15 protein-coding genes are annotated in these 20,248 nt (G+C 34.4%); 8 read left to right on the forward strand and 7 right to left on the reverse strand.

Translation table 11 applies throughout. The features are described from left to right. Positions 1-582: 582 nt before the first annotated feature. The 3 genes from HOG71_11210 (at position 583) to HOG71_11220 (ending at position 4,928) form a co-directional block, all read left to right on the forward strand. The gene (locus HOG71_11210; GenBank protein ID MBT5991406.1) at positions 583-1,602 is read left to right on the forward strand and encodes an acyl-CoA reductase; all 1,020 of its coding nucleotides are present in this window, start codon (positions 583-585) and stop codon (positions 1,600-1,602) included. A gap of 3 nt (positions 1,603-1,605) precedes the next feature. Continuing rightward, entirely contained in the window at positions 1,606-2,664 is a 1,059-nt protein-coding gene (gene mnmH, locus HOG71_11215) for a tRNA 2-selenouridine(34) synthase MnmH (protein MBT5991407.1), read from the forward strand. Between the two features lie 128 nt (positions 2,665-2,792). Continuing rightward, complete coding sequence (locus HOG71_11220) at positions 2,793-4,928, forward strand: hypothetical protein (protein MBT5991408.1); 2,136 nt, start codon at positions 2,793-2,795, stop codon at positions 4,926-4,928. Positions 4,929-5,047: 119 nt separating this feature from the next. Here HOG71_11220 and HOG71_11225 read toward each other — a convergent pair whose 3' ends face one another. After that, complete coding sequence (locus HOG71_11225) at positions 5,048-6,997, reverse strand: peptidase M1 (GenBank protein ID MBT5991409.1); 1,950 nt, start codon at positions 6,995-6,997, stop codon at positions 5,048-5,050. A gap of 140 nt (positions 6,998-7,137) precedes the next feature. Between HOG71_11225 and HOG71_11230 the strand changes: the two genes are divergently transcribed. The 3 genes from HOG71_11230 (at position 7,138) to HOG71_11240 (ending at position 8,621) form a co-directional block, all read left to right on the forward strand. Next, entirely contained in the window at positions 7,138-7,575 is a 438-nt protein-coding gene (locus HOG71_11230) for a SnoaL-like domain-containing protein (protein ID MBT5991410.1), read from the forward strand. Position 7,576: 1 nt separating this feature from the next. After that, complete coding sequence (locus tag HOG71_11235) at positions 7,577-8,017, forward strand: molybdenum cofactor biosysynthesis protein (GenBank protein ID MBT5991411.1); 441 nt, start codon at positions 7,577-7,579, stop codon at positions 8,015-8,017. A gap of 97 nt (positions 8,018-8,114) precedes the next feature. Continuing rightward, positions 8,115-8,621 carry an O-acetyl-ADP-ribose deacetylase gene (locus tag HOG71_11240; protein MBT5991412.1) on the forward strand — a complete coding sequence of 169 codons (507 nt, stop codon included), beginning with the start codon at positions 8,115-8,117 and terminating at the stop codon, positions 8,619-8,621. Between the two features lie 83 nt (positions 8,622-8,704). Here the strand turns inward: HOG71_11240 and HOG71_11245 are convergent, their stop codons facing one another. Further along, a complete protein-coding gene (locus HOG71_11245) occupies positions 8,705-11,911 on the reverse strand; it encodes a UvrD-helicase domain-containing protein (GenBank protein MBT5991413.1) in 3,207 nt (1,068 codons plus the stop codon). 5 nt (positions 11,912-11,916) lie between these two features. Continuing rightward, the gene (locus tag HOG71_11250; GenBank protein ID MBT5991414.1) at positions 11,917-12,390 is read right to left on the reverse strand and encodes a pyridoxamine 5'-phosphate oxidase family protein; all 474 of its coding nucleotides are present in this window, start codon (positions 12,388-12,390) and stop codon (positions 11,917-11,919) included. A 204-nt stretch (positions 12,391-12,594) separates the two neighbouring features. Between HOG71_11250 and HOG71_11255 the strand changes: the two genes are divergently transcribed. Beyond that, entirely contained in the window at positions 12,595-13,122 is a 528-nt protein-coding gene (locus tag HOG71_11255) for a gamma carbonic anhydrase family protein (GenBank protein MBT5991415.1), read from the forward strand. A gap of 138 nt (positions 13,123-13,260) precedes the next feature. Here the strand turns inward: HOG71_11255 and aroQ are convergent, their stop codons facing one another. Beyond that, positions 13,261-13,689, reverse strand: a complete 429-nt coding sequence (gene aroQ, locus HOG71_11260) for a type II 3-dehydroquinate dehydratase (protein MBT5991416.1) — start codon at positions 13,687-13,689, stop codon at positions 13,261-13,263. A 136-nt stretch (positions 13,690-13,825) separates the two neighbouring features. Here aroQ and HOG71_11265 point away from each other — a divergent pair, with 136 nt between their 5' ends. Continuing rightward, positions 13,826-14,488, forward strand: coding sequence for a hypothetical protein (locus HOG71_11265; GenBank protein ID MBT5991417.1), 663 nt, complete (start codon positions 13,826-13,828; stop codon positions 14,486-14,488). Positions 14,489-14,629: 141 nt separating this feature from the next. Here HOG71_11265 and HOG71_11270 read toward each other — a convergent pair whose 3' ends face one another. From HOG71_11270 to HOG71_11280, 3 genes are all read right to left on the reverse strand, one after another. After that, a complete protein-coding gene (locus HOG71_11270; GenBank protein ID MBT5991418.1) occupies positions 14,630-15,388 on the reverse strand; it encodes an SDR family oxidoreductase in 759 nt (252 codons plus the stop codon). A 384-nt stretch (positions 15,389-15,772) separates the two neighbouring features. Beyond that, positions 15,773-16,975 (reverse strand): cofactor-independent phosphoglycerate mutase, encoded by a 1,203-nt coding sequence (locus tag HOG71_11275; protein ID MBT5991419.1) that lies wholly within the window; start codon positions 16,973-16,975, stop codon positions 15,773-15,775. A gap of 5 nt (positions 16,976-16,980) precedes the next feature. Beyond that, entirely contained in the window at positions 16,981-19,821 is a 2,841-nt protein-coding gene (locus HOG71_11280; GenBank protein ID MBT5991420.1) for a T9SS type A sorting domain-containing protein, read from the reverse strand. Positions 19,822-20,248 lie beyond the last annotated feature (427 nt).

Below are 20,248 nucleotides of genomic sequence, written 5' to 3' on the forward strand. Positions count from 1 at the left end.
CCAATAACAATGAGAAATATCATAAAAACACCCACCTATTCTGTGAAAAAAAGAAAAAATTGGATGGAATCAAGAAAAAAACACAAAAAAAACGGATAAAATTTTAAACATTAAAGAATAATTGGTTTTGCAACGGTCTTGTCTTATTAATCGATATCAATCAAAGACTAATATGCTAAAGTAGTTCAGTATCTTAATTCAATTTTAACACTCCTCTATCCCATCTCAGGAAAGGAAATTATATAAAAACAAGGTTAGGTACACAATATGACAATAAATACACATTAGACAATTTAAATTATCATTTATTGATTATCCGCTATTATACCCCTAATTTGCTCAGGTATATGAAAATCAATTTGTTTGCCCCTGCCCTAAAACCTGCCCGACATAGTTCAGGCGGGGGAGCAAATTGATTTTCTTCATACCCTCTTCGCTGCCGCAAAGCTTTAGCGAAGCGCAGTTAGGGACAGGGCTAGGGAAGAAAATCTTGTGCTTTTAGTGGTAAAAAAACGAATATTCATATATCATTTTAACAATCCATTATATTGAATCTATCTTTGCAGTATTGAAAAATAGCACATGGAATTTGAAAAAAGGCTAAAAGCATTGATTGAACTTGGCGATTTTGTAAAGTCAGGCTTGGCAAAAAATGAATTCTCCGAATTGTTTCATCAAGCTTATATTCACAACAATTGGTTTACGGAAGAGTTCTGTCAGCTGAGTTTTAGCAGTTTAGTTAGCCATTATCTGAATGAAGATAAACTGAATGAATGGCTGGGAAAATACACATTTAGCAATCAAGCAAACAAGAAGAGAATAGGTTTAATATTGGCGGGAAACATACCCCTGGTAGGCATTCATGATATTATTTCAGTTTTTATAAGTGGTCATATCAGTCTTTTAAAACTATCTGCAAAAGACAGTATTTTAACCAAATTCTTCATCGGAAAACTCAATGAAATTGATTCTGAAAGCACATCATACTTTCAAATTGATGATAAATTAACCGGATTAGATGCATTAATTGCTACAGGAAGTGATAATAGTGCCCGTTATTTTGAATATTATTTTAGAAATTGTCCAAAAATAATCCGTAAAAACAGAACGTCTATAGCCGTCCTTTCAGGCCATGAAACAAATGAAGATTTGAAGTTATTGGAAAAAGATATATTTCAATACTTCGGATTAGGTTGCAGAAGTGTTTCTAAAGTTTTTATTCCTGTTGATTATGATTTAAATACTCTAATTGAAGTCTTCGAGAAGTATCGGTATTTCATTGATCACAACAAATACTACAACAACTACATTTATCATAAAAGTATCTTTCTGCTAAACTTAGATGATCATTTAGACAATGGTTTTTTAATGCTGAAAGAAAATCAATCCAATCATTCGCCATTGGCTGTACTTTTCTATGAACGATATCAGAATACAACTGAATTGGAAAACAGGATTATTCTAAGTAAAGATCATTTGCAAGTTGTTGTCAGTAAAGAACAATTATCCTTCCCTACCCATACATTTGGGAGCTCACAAACACCTGAATTGTGGGATTATGCCGATGAAGTAGACACCTTAAATTTCATCCATAAATTATAAAGTTTGCCACAAAAATTAAATATAGAAGCATTTCTGGAAAATTCCGCAAAGTCGATTATTGTGGATGTGCGCACTCCCAAAGAGTTTGCATCAGGGCATATACCTCAGGCGTTTAATATTCCTTTGTTTTCGAACGAAGAACGAGCCGAAGTTGGAACCATTTATAAGCAAAATAGTAAAGAAGCCGCTATTATAAAGGGATTGGCGTTTGTAGGTCCTAAAATGGCCGATTTTGTAAATGAGATAAATAAAATAGCAAAAAACAAGGAAGTTTATTTTTATTGTTGGCGTGGTGGAATGCGTAGCAATAGTTTTGCATGGCTATTAGAAACAGTTGGTTATAAAACTTATACGCTGGATAAAGGGTATAAAGCATTTCGAAATCATGTTTTAAACTCTTTCGAAAAGAAGTTAAATCTTTTGGTTATTGGAGGCATGACAGGTTCTGCAAAAACTTATATTCTATACGAACTCGATACAAAAGGTCATCAAATCATTGATCTGGAAAAAATGGCCTCCCACAAAGGTTCATCATTTGGCAGCATTGGCGAACATGAACAACCTACAAATGAACAATTTGAGAATGATCTTTTTCACCATATAGATGAGATTGATAGTGATCAACTATGTTTTATTGAAGATGAAAGCCGCATGATTGGTAGAATTAATCAGCCAAATGCATTCTATGATCAAATTCGTACAGCCAACGTGATCAAATTAGAGATATCTAAAGAATTAAGAATAGGACATCTGGTTAAGGAATATTCAAATACAGATCTTTCCAATTTATTAGAGGCAAGTGATCGGCTAAAAAAACGCCTGGGTGGATTAAAACTAATTGAAATCAGAAACTTTTTATTAGAAAACGATTTTGAATCAGCTGCATCCGTTTTATTGGATTATTATGACAAAGCATATGTTTACGGATTAAAACAAAGGCCTGCTGATCGTGTATTTAACCTTAAAACAGAAAGTATCAATCCGGCAAAAAATGCACAATTGATATTAGATTATATTCCACAAATTCCTGATTCAAACAAATTGATTAAAACAATCAATTAGTAATGAAATGCACTTTTTTAAAAATAGCTAAAATCACACAAAATCGTAATCCTTATTAACTTATCCATAATTATAAAGCTGAAACAAAAATCATATCATAACTTTGTCAAAGCTATAAATTCAATTGCTTGAAACTACGATTTTTAATATTATTGATTCTATTTGGGTTATTGTCTGGTGTTACTCAAGGACAAAATCTAAAAAAAGCTTTCGAGGCACTTGAAATATATAACTATTTCAAAGCCAAAGAGATATTTGAGAAGAAACTCAAAAAGCATCCGATTCCTTGTTCGTTCGGACTCAGTTCAATATACTCTACCAACGACAATCCATTTTTCAATATCGATATTGCCCATGCCTTCTTTGTTAATATGGAGAAAAGCTATGACTCCATGGATTCAAAATACAAAATAGCAGTGGTTAAATATGGAATTGATACCATCGAAATTCATAAACTAAAATTAAAAATAGATAGTGTTAAATTTTACCAAATAAGTTTGAATCCGAATATTGAAACACTGGAATCATATATACATGTCTATCCAGACTCCAGATACACAAAACAATGTATACGGATTCGGGATGAATTAGCATTTAAGCAAAGTTTAACACAAAACAATATTGAGTCTCTCAAAGAGTTTCTTCAGAAATATCCGAATGCCAAGCAAGTTGCCGAAGTAGAAGAATTATATGACAAGTATTTATTCCAGCGATATGCCAATAATAATAGCATTGCCAGTTATGATACATTTATAAGCCGACATCCAGAAAGTGCTTATATCCGGCAGGCTCAAGATTCAATTTTTTACATTGCCACTGCTGACAAAAGTATTTCATCCTTCGAAACCTTTATAAGGCAGCAAAAAAGCAATCCCAATGTTGCCTATGCTTGGGAGCAACTTTATTTATTGGCTATTTATGATATGGATGATAAGGCATTCAATAGTTTTATTAGCAATTATCCTGATTATCCCCGACTCGAAAGTGTAATTAAAGAGTATTTGTTACTCGAACTTGAATATTACCAATATCGGGAATTCAATCAGACAGACTCCAGTCTGAAATGGGGTTTCATTGACCATCATGGACAAATTGCAATCGCAGCAAATTACGAATGGGTCGGAGACTTCCATGAAGGTCTGGCAGAAGTAGGTTTAAATGGAAAAAGTGGTTTTATTAAGAAGAATGGTGAACAAACAGTTGCTTGTATTTATGATGAAGTATATCCTTTTTCTGAAGGATATGCAGTGGTTGAAAGAAATGGGAAATTGGGATTCATTAATAAATATGGCAAGGAATTATCAGACTTCAATTATGATGATTTAGGTTCATTCAAAACTGGAATTGCAATTGCCAGTCAGGAGAGTAAATATGGTTATCTGAATACAGCCTTTGATTATATCATTCCTTGCGTTTACGATGATGCATATCCATTTATAAATGGATTGGCGAAAGTTATAAAAGAGGATAAATATGGATTTATTAATGTAAAAGGAGAAGAAGTCATTCCCTTAGAATATGATTTTGTTGAAGATTTCCATCAAGGCTTAGCTGTAGTTAAAAAAGATGAATATTTTGGTTTGATAGATTCCACAAATAGGTTAGTTTTAGATCTTTCATATGAAAGCATCGGAGATGAATGTGAAGGCCTGAGAATGGTCATGAAGAACAATAAATATGGTTTTATTGACCACCAAGCTAATATTGTTATCCCTATGCTATACCAATATAAGCCTGATGTTTTTGTAAAAAGCTGCTTTAGCAATGGTGTTTGTGTTGTAAGAAAAAATGATAAGTACGGAATTATTAATGCAAAAGATCAATTGGTGTTACCGTTCAAATTTACCAACCTAAGCAATATGTCTCAAGGCATCATTGCAGCCAAATATTCGAATTGGGGTTATGTAAATCAGGATAATAAAACCATATACAAATTTATTTTGCAGGAAGCTCATCCTTTTTCTGATGGTATGGGGCGTGTAAAAAGAAATAACAAATATGGATTTGTAAATAAAGAAGGACGTTTGCAAATTGACTTTCAATATGATAATGCAACTGATTTCAAAAATGGATACTCCATTGTAAAGCAAAATGGTTTGTCTGGATTGTTATTTATTTCAGATGTGATTATCCTGCCAATTGAATTCAATGAAATTGAGTATATCAATAAATCATTAATAAAAGTGATGAAAAACAATAAAATGGGCTATTACCAACCCCAGAAACGCACATTTCTTTGGAAAGAAGAAGGTGCAGAGTTTTAATCACCCTCTCCCCAATTTCCCGCACCACTGAATCACTTGAAAAGGAATCAGTGACATAAACGAATTCTACCAAGCTACAAAATTCATCTAAGTTCTCTATGAGTGACTCATATGGAAGTCTAAGGCTTAACGAATTTATGCACCACACGAGTACTGGCAAGTTGTGTAACAACAATATAAGCACCATCAAAAATGTCTTCAACAGGTATTGAGATTTTCATTCCCGGACTAATTAGTAGGTCGTTATACTCCTCCAATCTTACAATACGTCCCAAATAATCAATAATTTGCACATTTTTAAGTACATCGGCTTGCAAAAACTGCAAATTGATTTGATCGATTACAGGATTGGGATATAAAATTGCATACAGTTTTTCATCTATATTCAATCCATGAATATCAATTTTATTGTTTTTTGAAATCAGGTGAAATTCAGGATCGAATGCAAACGAATCAGCTTCAAAGCCTAAATCCACTTCAAAAATTTGACCCGCTGAATCATTATGAAATATAATTGTCTTTTCTTCACCATTGCTGCTATAAAAACGAATAGGGACAGCTAATTCAAAATAATCAACTGTTTGATGAGATTGCGTTTGGTTGAATTCCAAGCTTAAGTGGTTTTTCAGTGGATAAATGTCAATCGAATAAGAAGGAAAACCCTGATTATAAATCCAATCATTGAAAAAATATTCAAGATCAACACCCGATGATTGCTCAAAATGCCAACGAATATCCTCAGTGCTAGCATAATTATAAACTAAATTTGGATCATCCAAAAAGCCTCGTATTCCCTTGAAAAACAAACTATCTCCTAATTTTAATCGCAACATATTCAAAACCATAGCACCTTTTTGGTACGACAGTCGATAGGAAAATACGCGTGATACAATATTGGTATCTGCACCATAAACGTACACAGAACCGCCATTATAATTGGTTACACTCTGAATTCTACTTTTCTTAAGATCCAGTAAATCTTTTTTGTCCCTGAAATATTCATAATACAATGCATCACAAAAAGTGGCAAAGCTTTCATTAATCCAAATTTCTTCCCAACTCTGACAAGTAATTTTATCTCCAAACCATTGGTGTGCAAGCTCATGAGCCACCAAAGAGCCTCTAAAATGCCCCATAAAACTCATGGTTTGGTGTTCCATTCCACCATTTCGTCCAAATTGAGCATGACCGTATTTTTCCTTATCGAATGGATAGGGTCCGAATTTTTCAATAAATAATTCCATTATTGGAACGGTCATAGCCAGATCGTTCCAAAATTCACTTAAATCTTCAGGGTAAATATAATTTAGGATTTCAAGAGAATCAACCCCATCAACAACCCAATTGGATGTTGTCACATAATTTGTAACGGCAATGGCCACTAAATAAGCTGGAATAGGATATCTGTGTTTCCAATGAAAATAGGCGAAAGATGTATCTGAAGAATCAGCCACTAAAACACCATTACTAGCCACTCGATTTCCCAAAGTGGTTTTTACAATCACATCAATGGAATCTATTTTATCATTTAAGGACTGTTTGCAGGGCCACCAATCCCGACTCCCATAAGGTTCAGATAATGTCCATATAATGGACGAAGTATCGTGCATGTCCTTTACAAAGGAACCTGAGCCATTTTGTTCGGGTGCCCCATGATAAAAAATAGTTACTGAGTCTAATTCATTTTTCAATATGGCAACAGGCAAATCAATTTCAAGAAAATAAGCTGTTTGATGACTAAAATTGATTTTATTTTCATGATACAGAATGGAATCGACTATGAGATAACGAGTTAGTTCAAAGACCAGATTATCCAGACTATTGGATTTACTAACAAAATAAGAGGTTATTTGACCTTCAATATAGAGTGTATCTGGATCAACAAACCAATTAAATCGATGATACTTCAAATCATAATCGGCCATAGATGTTTGTAAGGCTCGTGCATGAGGCGACAACAATCTATAATCAGATTGCTTATCCTCTATTCCGTCATGTATCTGGAAATGCTGAGCAAAATCAGCTAGAGAAAATAATAGGAGTATCGTTAAAAATAGTATACGTAGCATTGTGCTTATTTGCCTGCAAAGTTAGTGTATTTAAGGCATCCTGCTTTTCTTCAATTCAAATTGTTGAAAGCAAGAATCTAAAATTAATAATATGTAATTTCATTTGTAACTTGACTTTGAAATTATAACCAACTTCAATGATGAAAAAGACATTTCTATTATTTACACTTCTGTCTGTTGTAAGCATTGCATCTTATTGCCAGGATGCTAAGCATATTAAATCTGCTACAGAACAACAACTCAGCCCTGAAGATTTAGCTCAGGCGCAGCTCGTAGCATACAACAACAAAGATTTAGAAGCATTTTTAGCTGTTTATTCAAATGATATTGAAATTTACTATTTTCCAAATGAACTGATTTACAGTGGAAAGGATGAAATGCGGAAGGTTTACAGTGAGTTCTTTTCTAAAGCAGGTGATTTACATTGCAAACTGGTCAATCGTATTACTTACGGAAATTATGTAATGGATAGAGAATACGTTACAACCAGTATTCCAGGACGTGAGGTAATTGAAGGACAAGCAATTTATGAAGTAAAGGATGGCAAGATTATCAAAGTGTGGTTTATGAAAATGTAAGATGGGAAAACTTTTAGCTATAGCTTATAAAAAAGCATCCAGAGAACCTATGGAGGAAGTTTCTAATACAAATATTTCAAATGAAATGGGATTAGAAAACGATTACAAAGGGAGTAAATCTGCAAAACGACAAATCACTATATTGCTTAGAGAAGATTGGGAAAGTGCATGCAAACATTTGAACAAAACCATTGATTGGAAAGTCAGAAGAGCTAATTTGTATATGGAAGGGATAAGCATAAAACAATCGAAAGGCAAAATAATTAAAATAGGAGATGAAATTATCCTGGAAGTAATGGGAGAAACAAAACCTTGCTACCGCATGGATGAACAGGTTATAGGACTTACTCTCGCTTTAATGAAAGATTGGAAAGGTGGTGTTTGTTGTAAAGTAATTCAAGGAGGAAATTTAAAAGTTGGGGATAAAATAGAAATTGATTAAGTATTGAAAGAGTTGTTCTACTCCTGCTTTCATGTTGCCTATCCTGCCATTCAAGAGCTTAAAGTGACTTTTCGGACATAATTTCTAAACATGTTTAATGAACAAAATTGAAATCATACAAGGGGATATTACAATACTACAGGTAGATGCCATTGTGAATGCTGCCAATTCATCCTTATTAGGTGGTGGAGGTGTTGATGGAGCAATCCATAGAGCTGCAGGTCCTGAACTATTAAATGAATGCTATACATTAAATGGATGCACAACCGGAAGTGCAAAAATTACCAAAGCTTACAATCTGCCTGCAAAACATGTTATTCATACGGTTGGACCTGTTTGGCAAGGAGGGAAAAATCAGGAGGAGGAGCTATTAAATAATTGCTATAAAAACAGTTTAAAAATAGCCTTTAAGCATCAATTCAGTAGTATTGCATTTCCTGCAATAAGTACCGGAGTTTATCAATTTCCAATTGAGAGAGCCACAAAAATCGCAATTAGGACTGTGAAAGAATTCCTATCAAAACATGAGTTTCCTGAAAAAGTAATTTTTGTTTGTTTTAGCAGTGAAGATTTAGAAGTATATCAATCAATATTCACTTCTTAAACTTTGTGTTTCTTAGTGACTTGGTGTCTTGGTGGCATTTTTTTAGCCACAAAGTCTCTACGGCACAAAGAATCACTAAGAACTTAGACCGCAACTATTTTCCCCTCATCCACATACCACAAATAACCCTCCACCTCTTTAAAATCCATTTCAGTCAAAAAATGCTTGTATTCTGCCAATTGAAGCTTGTGAGAAGCATGTTCTGCTCCAAATTTATAATCTACAACCAATGCCTTATTTCCATCCAACATTACACGGTCCGGTATCTTATAATCCTGATTCGGAATCAAAATAGGATTTTCATTTAGAACCTTATACTTTCCAGAAAACCAATCTTTAACATCAGCCTGGCTTAATGCCTTACTTAATTTAGTTTGAATTGATATTTTCTCTTTTTCATTCAGTATTCCATCTGTAAACAAATCATTTATTACTTTTTTTATATCTGAAGGAACTTTTATTTGAGCCAGAATTTCATGCATTAATTTGCCATAGTTTAGTTTGGCAGGACTTTCCTTTTCAGGATCAAATACATCAGCATGTTCATGCTTTACTCTTACATTCAAGAAATCAGTGTTAATAATATAATTATCAAGCTTGTACGTTTTTTCAACTTCAAGATTTTCATCAACTAAAACTGGACTTCCATACGTGAAATGTGCATCCTCCTCTTCCCAAAAGTCGTTTAGTTTTATAAGTTTAGTATTTTGGGTTGTGGATTCTTTTTTAATCAAATTAAACAGTAAGTCACCTACAGTTTTGGAATTTTCCTTTTCAGGTAATTTTGAAAAGATCAGCATAGAATCAACTGCTCTTGTTAATGCAACATAAAGGACATTTAAACTATCCATGGCAGCTGCAACCCTTTCTTGACAGTATTCATTTACATAAATACTGGGAATCAGTTTTTTGGAATATTTCAAGGGTAATAATTCAAAATCATTAAATGGCTCAACATGCGAGGATGTCCAAAGAATGTTTTCCTGTGTTGTATTATGATCGAGTGACCAATCCAAATAGGGAATAATTACCACTTTAAAATCAAGACCTTTTGCTTTATGGATGGTCATAATTTCCATAGCATCCAAATCATCAGGCACTTGTATTGATTTTTCTAAACCAAACTCCTCCCACCATTCCAGGAAACTTGCTAAATCGGCTTTTTGATTTTGGCTATATTCTAATACAACATCATTTAAGGCTTGTATATATGCCCATTCATGTCTGATTTCATTTAATTTAAACAAGGAACTGAGACGTTCAATCAAATCATAAAGGGATAATTCTTTAAGACGAATGCTGAAAAATTCAGCAGGTAAGAACGCTTTGATTTTTTCAAGATTAAGCCCAATCAATTCCTGATAGTGAAGCTTGTGCCCAAGAATATCATAATATGCAACTATCAGATTCACAGCATTAATAAAATCTGCTGATTCATTAATGAATTTAAGAGCTGAAATAAGCAATCGAACTGCAGGTGATGAGTTAATAAAAAGAGCTTCTTTTGAAAGAATATTGTATTTTCCGGCAGCTAAAAGAAAATCTGCCAATTCATTGGCCTCAGCCTTCGTTCTCACCAAAAATGTTATATCTTTTTGATGACAATTTTCAAGTATTGAATCGAGCGATAATTCCAATTGTTGGTGAACATCATCTTTCCAGTGAGCTCCTTTCTCTTTATCGCTTCTGCAAAATCGAACCTCAACTTGTCCACCTTCATTGTTTTCCTTTTCAGGACAATCCTGCACAACATCTTTAAAGGCTTCTGTAATTTGTTGATTGCTTAACAAAACTGTTTCATCTATCTCAATATCAAATTCTTTAAGCTGGTTCTCGATAGAATTTTTCACCCATTCAGCACCTTGGCTAAAAACAGCATTATTGAAATCAATAATATTTTTTCTGCTTCGCCAGTTTTCCTTTAACGAAACTGACTCAATAAGTTCATCTCCAATATCTTGTTCAACGCCTTTCAGTAACATCGACCAATCGCCTCCCCGCCATCTGTATATTGATTGCTTTATATCACCAACGATCAGATTCATATGGTTTGAGTCCAGACTATTTTTTATTAGAGGTTTGATATTTTGCCATTGAAACTGAGAGGTATCCTGAAATTCATCTACTAGAAAATGCATATAGCGATTACCCATTTTTTCGTACAAAAAAGGTGTGTCATTGTCATCAATAACCTTCCGTAATAGTTGATTAACATCTGAAATAAGCATCAGGTTTTCATCTTCTCGAATTTCACTTAATTGAGATGAGATATCAGTTAAAATACCCAACATAAACAAATATCGTTTCACCTCCTGAGCCGATTTGAAGCTCCTATAATCAGTCTCTAATTTGTTAAATGCCTGATGAAGTAACCCATTTAAAGAAGAATCAACTAGTTGCGTTATTCTCGCCTTAATATCCTCTTCTGTCTTTTTAGAGTACCACTTCTCCGTATTATCCAAGCCATCTTTAGCTCTCGTTCCCGGAATAAAGTCTAGTTTTTCGCTAATTTTTATAAAATAGCCTGCAACTCCACTTTCCTTATAACTGAAATCTGATATATCAAGTCCAGCTTTTTTAATACAATCAATAGCTTCCTGTCCAATAGCTTGCATACCATTCTCAAAATCATTGACTATTGAGCTTAGCTTTTTGATGAAAGCTGATAGAAAGCTTTTCTCCGAAAGCTTGGCCTTTAGACTAGTCTCATTTTGTTGAAACTCTTCCTTGGTAATTTGTCCTGCAAACTTCTGAATACTAGATTTTAAGTCCCAACTTGAACCTTGTTCTTGTCGGTTTGCAGCAAAATCTTCCAGCCAATTGTTCAACTGTTTATCTTCCCCAATTTTAAGCATCATCTGATCAACAGCCCTATCCAGTACGCTTTGAGTATTTAATTCAACATTATAGCCATATTGAATACCTATTTCACGCGAAAATCCTTTAACTACTTTTTGGAAAAAACTATCGATTGTACTAATTGAAAAGTGGGAATAATCATATAAAATGAGTTGTAAAATCAGTTTTGCTCTGGAAGAAATCCCCTTATCTCCGAGATTAGGAAATGTTTTTTGCAATGTTTCAGTATGCCCACTTGGCTGATTCTGCGCTAATTTGTATAATTCCGTCAGAATACGATTCTTCATTTCCTCCGTTGCCTTATTGGTAAAGGTAACAGCCAATATTTTTTGATATTTAAAAGGATCGGCAAATACCAATTTCAGGTATTCCTCAGTTAATTTAAAGGTTTTTCCAGAGCCAGCAGACGATCTGTATATTTTGAGAACCATGTGCTTTAACTATTCAGTCTGTTGTGAGCAGTAATCTCATTGCACTCCACCTTAAACAGAACCACATTATTGATAGCAGGATCATTGAACTTAAAATCATCTTTGGAAGTGTAATGCTTCATCAAGATATTCAACTGCTCTTTTTTCTGTATTGGGTCGGTTACAAATTCAGCTTTACCTTTTGCCACAACGCTTTTGTAAAGCATGGAATATGAACATGCAACTTCTTCATGCCGAACAAACAATTTCTCATCAAATGAAATGGATATGCATACATTAGGATTTTTCTCCAGCAATTCAAGCTTCTTCCCTCCTGGACCTGTATGGAAATAAAAACAATTATTAGCGAACCCAAAGTTCATCGGTATGGTATATGGACCAGAATCTATATCCATCATACTTAAATGACAAACTTGAGATGTTTTTATAATTGTAGCTATTTCCTCTTTGTGTGTGATTATTTTCTTTCGTACGCCCATATCTCTTTTTTGATAGATGTAAAATTATTACAAATTATCCAAACCTCTAATTAATTTATAAATCTCAAAAAAAATCCAATTCTTAAATTTCAAAAAAACAAAAAAGTTGAACATCTTCTGTTTTGAACATTGATCTTTGTGATTTATTTGTAATTTGCTTTTTGCCTGCCATACGCAGGCTGGAAATTTGAATTTTAAGAAGTTATGGTTTTAATAAAATCAGTAAGAGGATATAGCCCAAAAATGGGCAAAGATTGCTATCTGGCAGATAATGCCACCTTAGTTGGCAATATTACGATGGGAGATCAATGCAGTGTTTGGTTTAATGCTGTTGTAAGGGGTGATGTGGAACCTATTGTAATGGGCAATAAAGTGAATATTCAGGATAATGCAACCATACATGGAACATATGGCAGAGCAGCAACTGTAATCGGTGATAATGTATCCATTGCGCACAATGCTGTAGTACATGGCTGCAAAATCGGTCATAATGTTTTGGTTGGGATTGGTGCAATCATCATGGATAATGCAGAGATTGGAGACAATTGCATTATTGCCATGGGAGCAGTTGTTCCTATGAATACAAAAGTTCCTTCAGGAACTGTTTATGCAGGTGTTCCGGCCAAAAAACTAAAAGATCTCGATCCAGAATTATTTAAAGGTGAAGTTGAGCGAATTGCGAATAATTATATTGAGTATGCGAGTTGGTTTAAAAATGAGGCCGAGGAGTAGGCTGAGGCTAAGGTTGAGTAGTCGTCATTCCCTTGAAAAAGGGAATCTCATTATCTAGGCTTAGAGATTCCCACTTACGTGAGAATGACAAATCGGAGTTCTTTTGGATGCCTCAACTCTGAAAAACACAAAATTTTTCTATTGATGTTGCATTTCAATAAGCCCTTGAATCGCCAACCGATATGAATCCAACCCAAATCCAGCAATAACAGCTTTTGCATGTGGTGAAATATAGGATTTATGCCTGAACTCCTCGCGTGCATATATATTAGAAATATGCACTTCAATCACAGGAGTTTTAATGGAAGCAACCGCATCGCCAATGGCTACAGATGTATGTGTAAATGCTGCTGCATTTAAAACAATACCTTCATAAGTAAACCCAACTTGCTGAATTTTATCAATTAAAACTCCATCATGATTGGATTGAAATAGCTCCAACTCTACATCTGGAAATAAGATTTTTAACTCTTCAAAATAATCATCAAACGATTTATTGCCATAAATCTCAGGTTGGCGCTTCCCTAGCAGATTCAAATTGGGTCCGTTGATGATGATGATTTTCATGTAGAAACAAAACTATTCAATTTGTAAGGATTAAACACAATTTAATGGCAATGAATTTCCCGTATCACAATTAAGACTAGTTTTAAATAGCGGCATGAGATTTGAATTATTTAAACTAACAATTAAAATCACGATTATGAAGTACAAAATAGCAGTTTTTATATTATTATGTGTTTTTGCAACAAATGCACATGCTCAAAAAATCTACAAGTCAAACAAAATTGATACAGTTAAAACGGAAAGAGTAAAAAAAGACAAAGATAAAAAATCAAAAATTCAGAAAGTCAAAATCAGCAGATCAGAAAAATACCTTGCAAAAGCTGAAATGGATTTCAATAAAGCTTCTGAAATTGCTGCCCAAATCGCCAATAATAAAAGAACAGAATCCAAGAATAAGTCTGATGCACTTTATGCAAGTGTTGAAAACATGGCTTTGGCAAAAAAAGCAAAATTTGATTTGAAATATCTGAATAAAATTCGGGATAAAGAAACAATTGCTGAGGTTGATATTGAAAAAGTAAATACTAAAGCGAATATTAAAATCCAGAAAATTACTTCAAAAGCTGATTTGAAGAAAGAAAAGATAGATGCAAAAGAAGAGAAAGCAGTAACAAAATATAAGTCAAAAATAGGTATTAACGCAAATCAGCATCAGTCCTATCTTGAAGGCAAAAAGGACTCCTTTCTAACAGATTCGGACGTTGAAATTAGAAAGGCAATTGAAATAACAAACCGTGCAAAGATGAAAGCAGAAGAAAGATTCAATCAAGCTAAATTAAAGGCAATTGAACTGAAATAAAACTTGTTAGAAACACTAAAAAATTTGAAGCGAGTAAGATTATTACTCGCTTTTTTTTACTAGAAAAATCACGGTCAAATCAAAAACATTTAGATCAACTTAAGTTCCTCAAATAACTTAATTTCTCTTTTTTCGAAATCACTAAGTCCTTAAATATGAAGCTCCATTGATATCAATAATACATCCAGTCATAAACTCAGGAGCTTCATCCGCACAGTAATGAACCATATTGGCGACTTCTTCAGGTTGAGCAACCCTACCTAATGGACTTTCATTGAGAAACATATCAGCCATAGGACTATCCAAGGCTGGTTTCGACATATCTGTTTCAACAAATCCCGGTGCAATTGTATAGACAAAAACGCCTTTTGGGGCTAAAGCTTTTGCCATCGACTGTCCTAATGCATTGAGCCCAGCTTTTGAGGCACCATAAGCCATGGCAACTGGCTCACCTCTAAATGCACCTCTTGAAGAAATATTTACAATACGTCCTCCTCCATTTTCAGTCATGTGTTTAGCCAATAGGAAAGACAGATTTGCCGGACCATACAAATTGAGAGAGATAGTTTTCTGCCAATGCTCTTGCCAAGCTTCCAAATCTGCAATCTCGAATTCAAGTATGTCGAAAACACCTGCGTTATTAACCAAAACATCAACTTTAGCATATTTCTCTAAAACTTTATGAACCAAACTTTTGAGAGATTCATCATTTGATAAATCTGCTTGAATGATGATATGATTTGCTGGTTTTAATTCTCTTAAAGTAGCCTCTGCAGCTTCTCGATTTTTGTGATATTGAATGATGACATTTGCACCTTTTTCAGCCAATAGTTTAGCTGACTCTTTTCCAATACCACGTGATGAACCTGTGACTAAAACTGTTTTTCCTTGTAAACTCATTATCGGTTGATTTGTAATGAACAAAATAGCTTATAACAATATTTTTGAATATTAGATGATTTTGGAACAAAATCAAGTACTTCTAAATTCTATATTCTATTGTTCAATTGTTAATTAGCTGGTTTTTAGAATTATTTACTAAACAAAGCCTTAATAAACTCATCGCCTTTCAACTCTCCATAAAACCTAGTCTTAACACTTGTAAAATATCAAATAATTGAACCCTAATACACTTTATTTCTGTACGCATGCATTCGAATTAAGAATTTAGAAGTTTTCAGTAATAATGAATAATAACTTTAATGCATTTCAAATGTACAATTCACTTCTAAACTCGTTATTCTATATTCTATTGCTCATTTGTTAATTAGCTGGTTTTTAGAATTATTTACTAAACAAAGCCTTGATAAACTCATCGCCTTTCAGTTCACCATAAAATCCCTTCTTAACACTTTCTTCATTGTATTCCTTCACAGAATCACCTTCCACTCCAGGATGATAAATAATAAAAGGAACTGAATCGTGTGTATGGGTTCTTAAATCACAAGGTGTTGGATGATCGGGAATTACAGCCAGAGCAACGTCCTCTTCCATCTTTGCTGTTTCCTCCATCAGGAATTTAACAACTCTATTGTCAAGATATTCGATGGTTTTTGTTTTGAGTTCAGCATTTCCTTCATGTCCTGCTTCATCAGAAGCCTCAATATGAAGATACACCAAATCAACTTCTTCCAAAGCTTTTAAGGCAGTTTCAGCTTTTCCTTCATAATTGGTGTCGTACAAACCTGTTGAACCGGGCACTTTAATGGCTTTCATTCCAGCATAAGCGCCAATTCCATACAATAAATCAACTGCCGAAATAACAGCACCTGTTTTACCATAAAGCTCCTGCAATGTTTTCATTTCAGGTTTATTACCAGGCGACCATGGCCAGATTGAATTAGCCGGATCTTTACCTTCTGCTATTCTTTTTAGATTAATAGGATGTTTTGAAAGTATTTCCTGAGATTTAAGTATCAATTCATTCAACAAATCGCCAGTAGCTGATGCTGAGTTATTTGCTTTTACCATCACATCCAAAGAAGGAGTTCCCGGAACATCATGCGGTGGTGTGCAACTGAAATCATTAACTCCATTTTTGACGACCAATAAATGTCTATAACTGACTCCAGGATGAAAGGTAATAATATCTGAATCCAATTCCTTTTTCAAAGCCACGAGCAGCTCATAAGCTTCCTCATTGGAAATATGTCCGGCTGAATGATTTTTGATAATTCCGTTTTCAATGCAAATGATATTGCAGCGCATGGCCAAATCAGTTTCATCAAGCTCTACTCCCATACTGGCTGCTTCAAGCACTCCCCGCCCTTGATAAACCTTCTTTACATCATAACCTAAAACAGCCATGTTGGCGATTTCACTTCCCGGTGGCATATCTGCTGGTACTGTAATTAATCTTCCAGTACGACCCATCTTAGCCAGTTTGTCAATGTTTGGAATATTGGCTGCTTGCAGTGGTGTTTTATTTCCTAAACGCTCCATGGGATAATCTGCCATCCCATCTCCTAATATGATGATATATTTCATTACTATTATTCTGACTTAAGTATTTTAAATGACTTTGATTTCTGGTTGTAGTTCAATTGAATGATATAATTACCCTTTGCTAGATCTGCTATGTCAATTTGAAATTCATTTGAATGAACACCAATTGTTTTTTGATCATGGAATAGCAGATTTCCTTTTAAGTCATAAACCGAAACTAAAATGGAAGATTGGGCTCGTGTATTCAGCCTAATATGCAATTTATCTTTTACAGGATTTGGATAGACAAGTATACTTTCCATCTTTACATCAGCCACGGATTGTAACAAATCAGCACTGATTTCAACAAAATAGAGTGAGGATAAACTACTGTCGACTATTCTGAAAGTAAATTCATCAATTCCACTAAACTCATTTTCGTGAATATACAATATTCTTGAACTGACTGAATCAATCACTAAACGACCAAATTGAGGTTGCTTTGGAATTTCACACACAATTGTACTTCCAGATTTACTGTAACCACTAAAAACCACTATGGTATCATTTTGCTTTTGAAGTAATCGTTTTGCCCATGCTTCAGAATTCACCCATGCTTTCTCTGAAAATCCGTTTAGGGTTCCCGTATTATTCGAATCAGAAACATCATTCAAAACGGTTCCTGCTCTCTCATCAAAATTCCAATAGCCCAACAAACCTGCTTCATTTCCTGCCAATCGTAAAAACATATTCTTTTCAATCTGCTCTGTGCTTCGAATGTAGTTCCAAATGCGTACTTCATCTAATTCGCCTTTGTACCACCAGGTACTGCCTTTCATACAACCGATATAAAGATTACCTGTTCCCATATAGTTTTCATCAGCTTCCCTTTCGCCTGCCATGAAACCATCTCTATAAATATGCTGCATTTTTGTTGTTGTATCAAATGTTATGGTCCAGTGATGCCAGGCAGAATCTATATAAATATCATCTGTATGTACATCATCTCCCCAAAAACCACACATTAACTTATTGTTGCGGAATCCAATATGCAAACCATGATGCCCTTTATTGTATTTTCCACCACCAATTACAAATTGGTTACCCGACTCAGGATTTCTTTTGGCCCAAAACTCTATGGTAAAGTCATGATTAGAAATATCAACTCCATCTCCACAATTCACACAATCATTATTTCCGTCATATTTTAAGGAATAGCCCGAACCCGCTACAGGCAAATGAAGATTATTCTCAACAATCACAGTATTTGATGGTGTTGATACAAGCGTATTAAACCTTGCTTTCACTTTATATTTTGTTCCATTTGGTACAAGGATTTCAGATAGAAAAGTATCCGTTACAAATTTGTATTCATATCCATCCTTAAAAATAATATAATCTGTTAATCCACTAATGTCAGATGGTTTATCCCAAGTTAACAGATAGGTATTCGATTGTGGAGTAACACTAAGATTTATAGGTGGAAATGCCTGAAAACCAAGTGTTATTGACGATCGGGTTAAACCATCATTTACAATATCTAGCATCGTATCAGAAGCAGCATACTCCTGAATTCCATTTCTATAATCTATAATTGACCAACTTAATAATGTTCCATTCGCAGATGTATCCTCATCATCTTCAGAGATACTTACGAAGACTTTTGCCATTTCAATATCTTCAATGTGGAGCAGTGAACTAATATCAAATCCCATCTCAATCGGGTCATCACTATTCCCCTGCATAGGATATCCTCCTCCCCTTTTATTAAGTTGATTAATCGTTATTTCATACTCAGGAACAGTATCGTTAATGTATTCAGCAATACCAATCTTAATGTTAAGCTTATTTCGTTTTTCATGCTGTAGTTTTAACTTCAGTGTCATTTCAGGCTTCACATAATTCACTTCTGGTATAACCATATACACTTGTCCGTTTGAAATCCCTCCTTCACTTACTTCCAGTGCAAGATTTCTGTACAGATTATATGCACGTCCACTATCACCCCAGCTTTCGCTCCAGCTATTAACCATAATCATGGCTCCAATTTCCCAATCGCGCATATCCACAATACCATCTCCTGTAATATCAATATCATTGGTATATTTTTTATCACCATTCACATCATAACGCACAGAATCATCATATCCGGCAAAGGTCATGGCATGATCAACAGGATCAGACCATTCAACAATAATTCTTTTTCGTTCCTGATATTGGCCTAATGGAATAGGTCGATTTTTAGCAGTGGCAGCACCTGCTGAGAAGTTTACGATTCCACCTATTTGTGAGCCGTCTCCATGATTTGCTAAATAATGCTTCAAGGTATTAAGTCCTTCTGGTGTATTGACTTTAAGCCTGTAATAGCTGATAACTCTGTTTTCCATTCCTTTGTAATAAGTGTCATAACCGCTAATCCAGCCTTTATCTCCGATGGGATATAAGCCTCCATATTCCTTCAAAGTTGGGCAACCATTGTCTTTAAGTATTTGCCAACCATCTGTGTAATTTGATCCATTGTCGTCATTTCCATTGTTCAGAAAGTTATAAGTGAAGTGTGATGGATATAGATTGACAGAATCAATTGAAGGCAAGTTCCTTAATCGATTAACCTCATAGGTATAAATGTAAGAGATTCCGCTAGCCTGACTACAACTTCCTCCGCTTTGAAGAACGATACTTCGAAAATATGTATGCAATGTATTATCAACTCGCGAAGGCAAAGTAATTCTGTAGGAAGAAATCTCTGGACTCCATTCTGGAATATCTTCTATTTCTTTATCTGTTAATTCTCTGAAACCTCCGACTATCCATGGTTCGCCATTTGGATCAGGATTAACATTGATAAGATTTTGTGCATCTAAAGAGATAAAGCTAATTAAGAAAGCAAATAATAGGAAGCGTTTCATAGGATATTTGTTAAACTGAAAGCAAACTTAAATATCTGGATGTTAATGGCAAAGGAATAGAGGGAAATAGTTCATATTAAAAAGTTAATAGAACTTTAAGTTAACCCCTCTGGATTAAGTCTGTGACTTAATCCTATCATTTATTTCTGTGTGTAGCTTAAAATTAATATTTCAATGTTCTCAGTCAAAGAGAAAGTACTTTTAGGTTTAAGTTCCAAACTTAAACCAGTGGGGGGCAAAGAGAAAGTGCTTGTAGGTCCGATTTACAATCGGACTGTTGTGATACCAATTTTGATCGAAAGCATTTCGACCATACATTATTGACCGAATGCAATTCGGTCCTACATTATTGCTGCCTTGGATCACTTATGAGAGGCACTGCTGATGCATAAAGGGATTAAGTCGCAGACTTAATCCAGTCGGGGAG

The sequence above is a fragment of the Bacteroidota bacterium genome, from assembly GCA_018698135.1.
Classification (GTDB): Bacteria; Bacteroidota; Bacteroidia; order CAILMK01; family JAAYUY01; genus JABINZ01.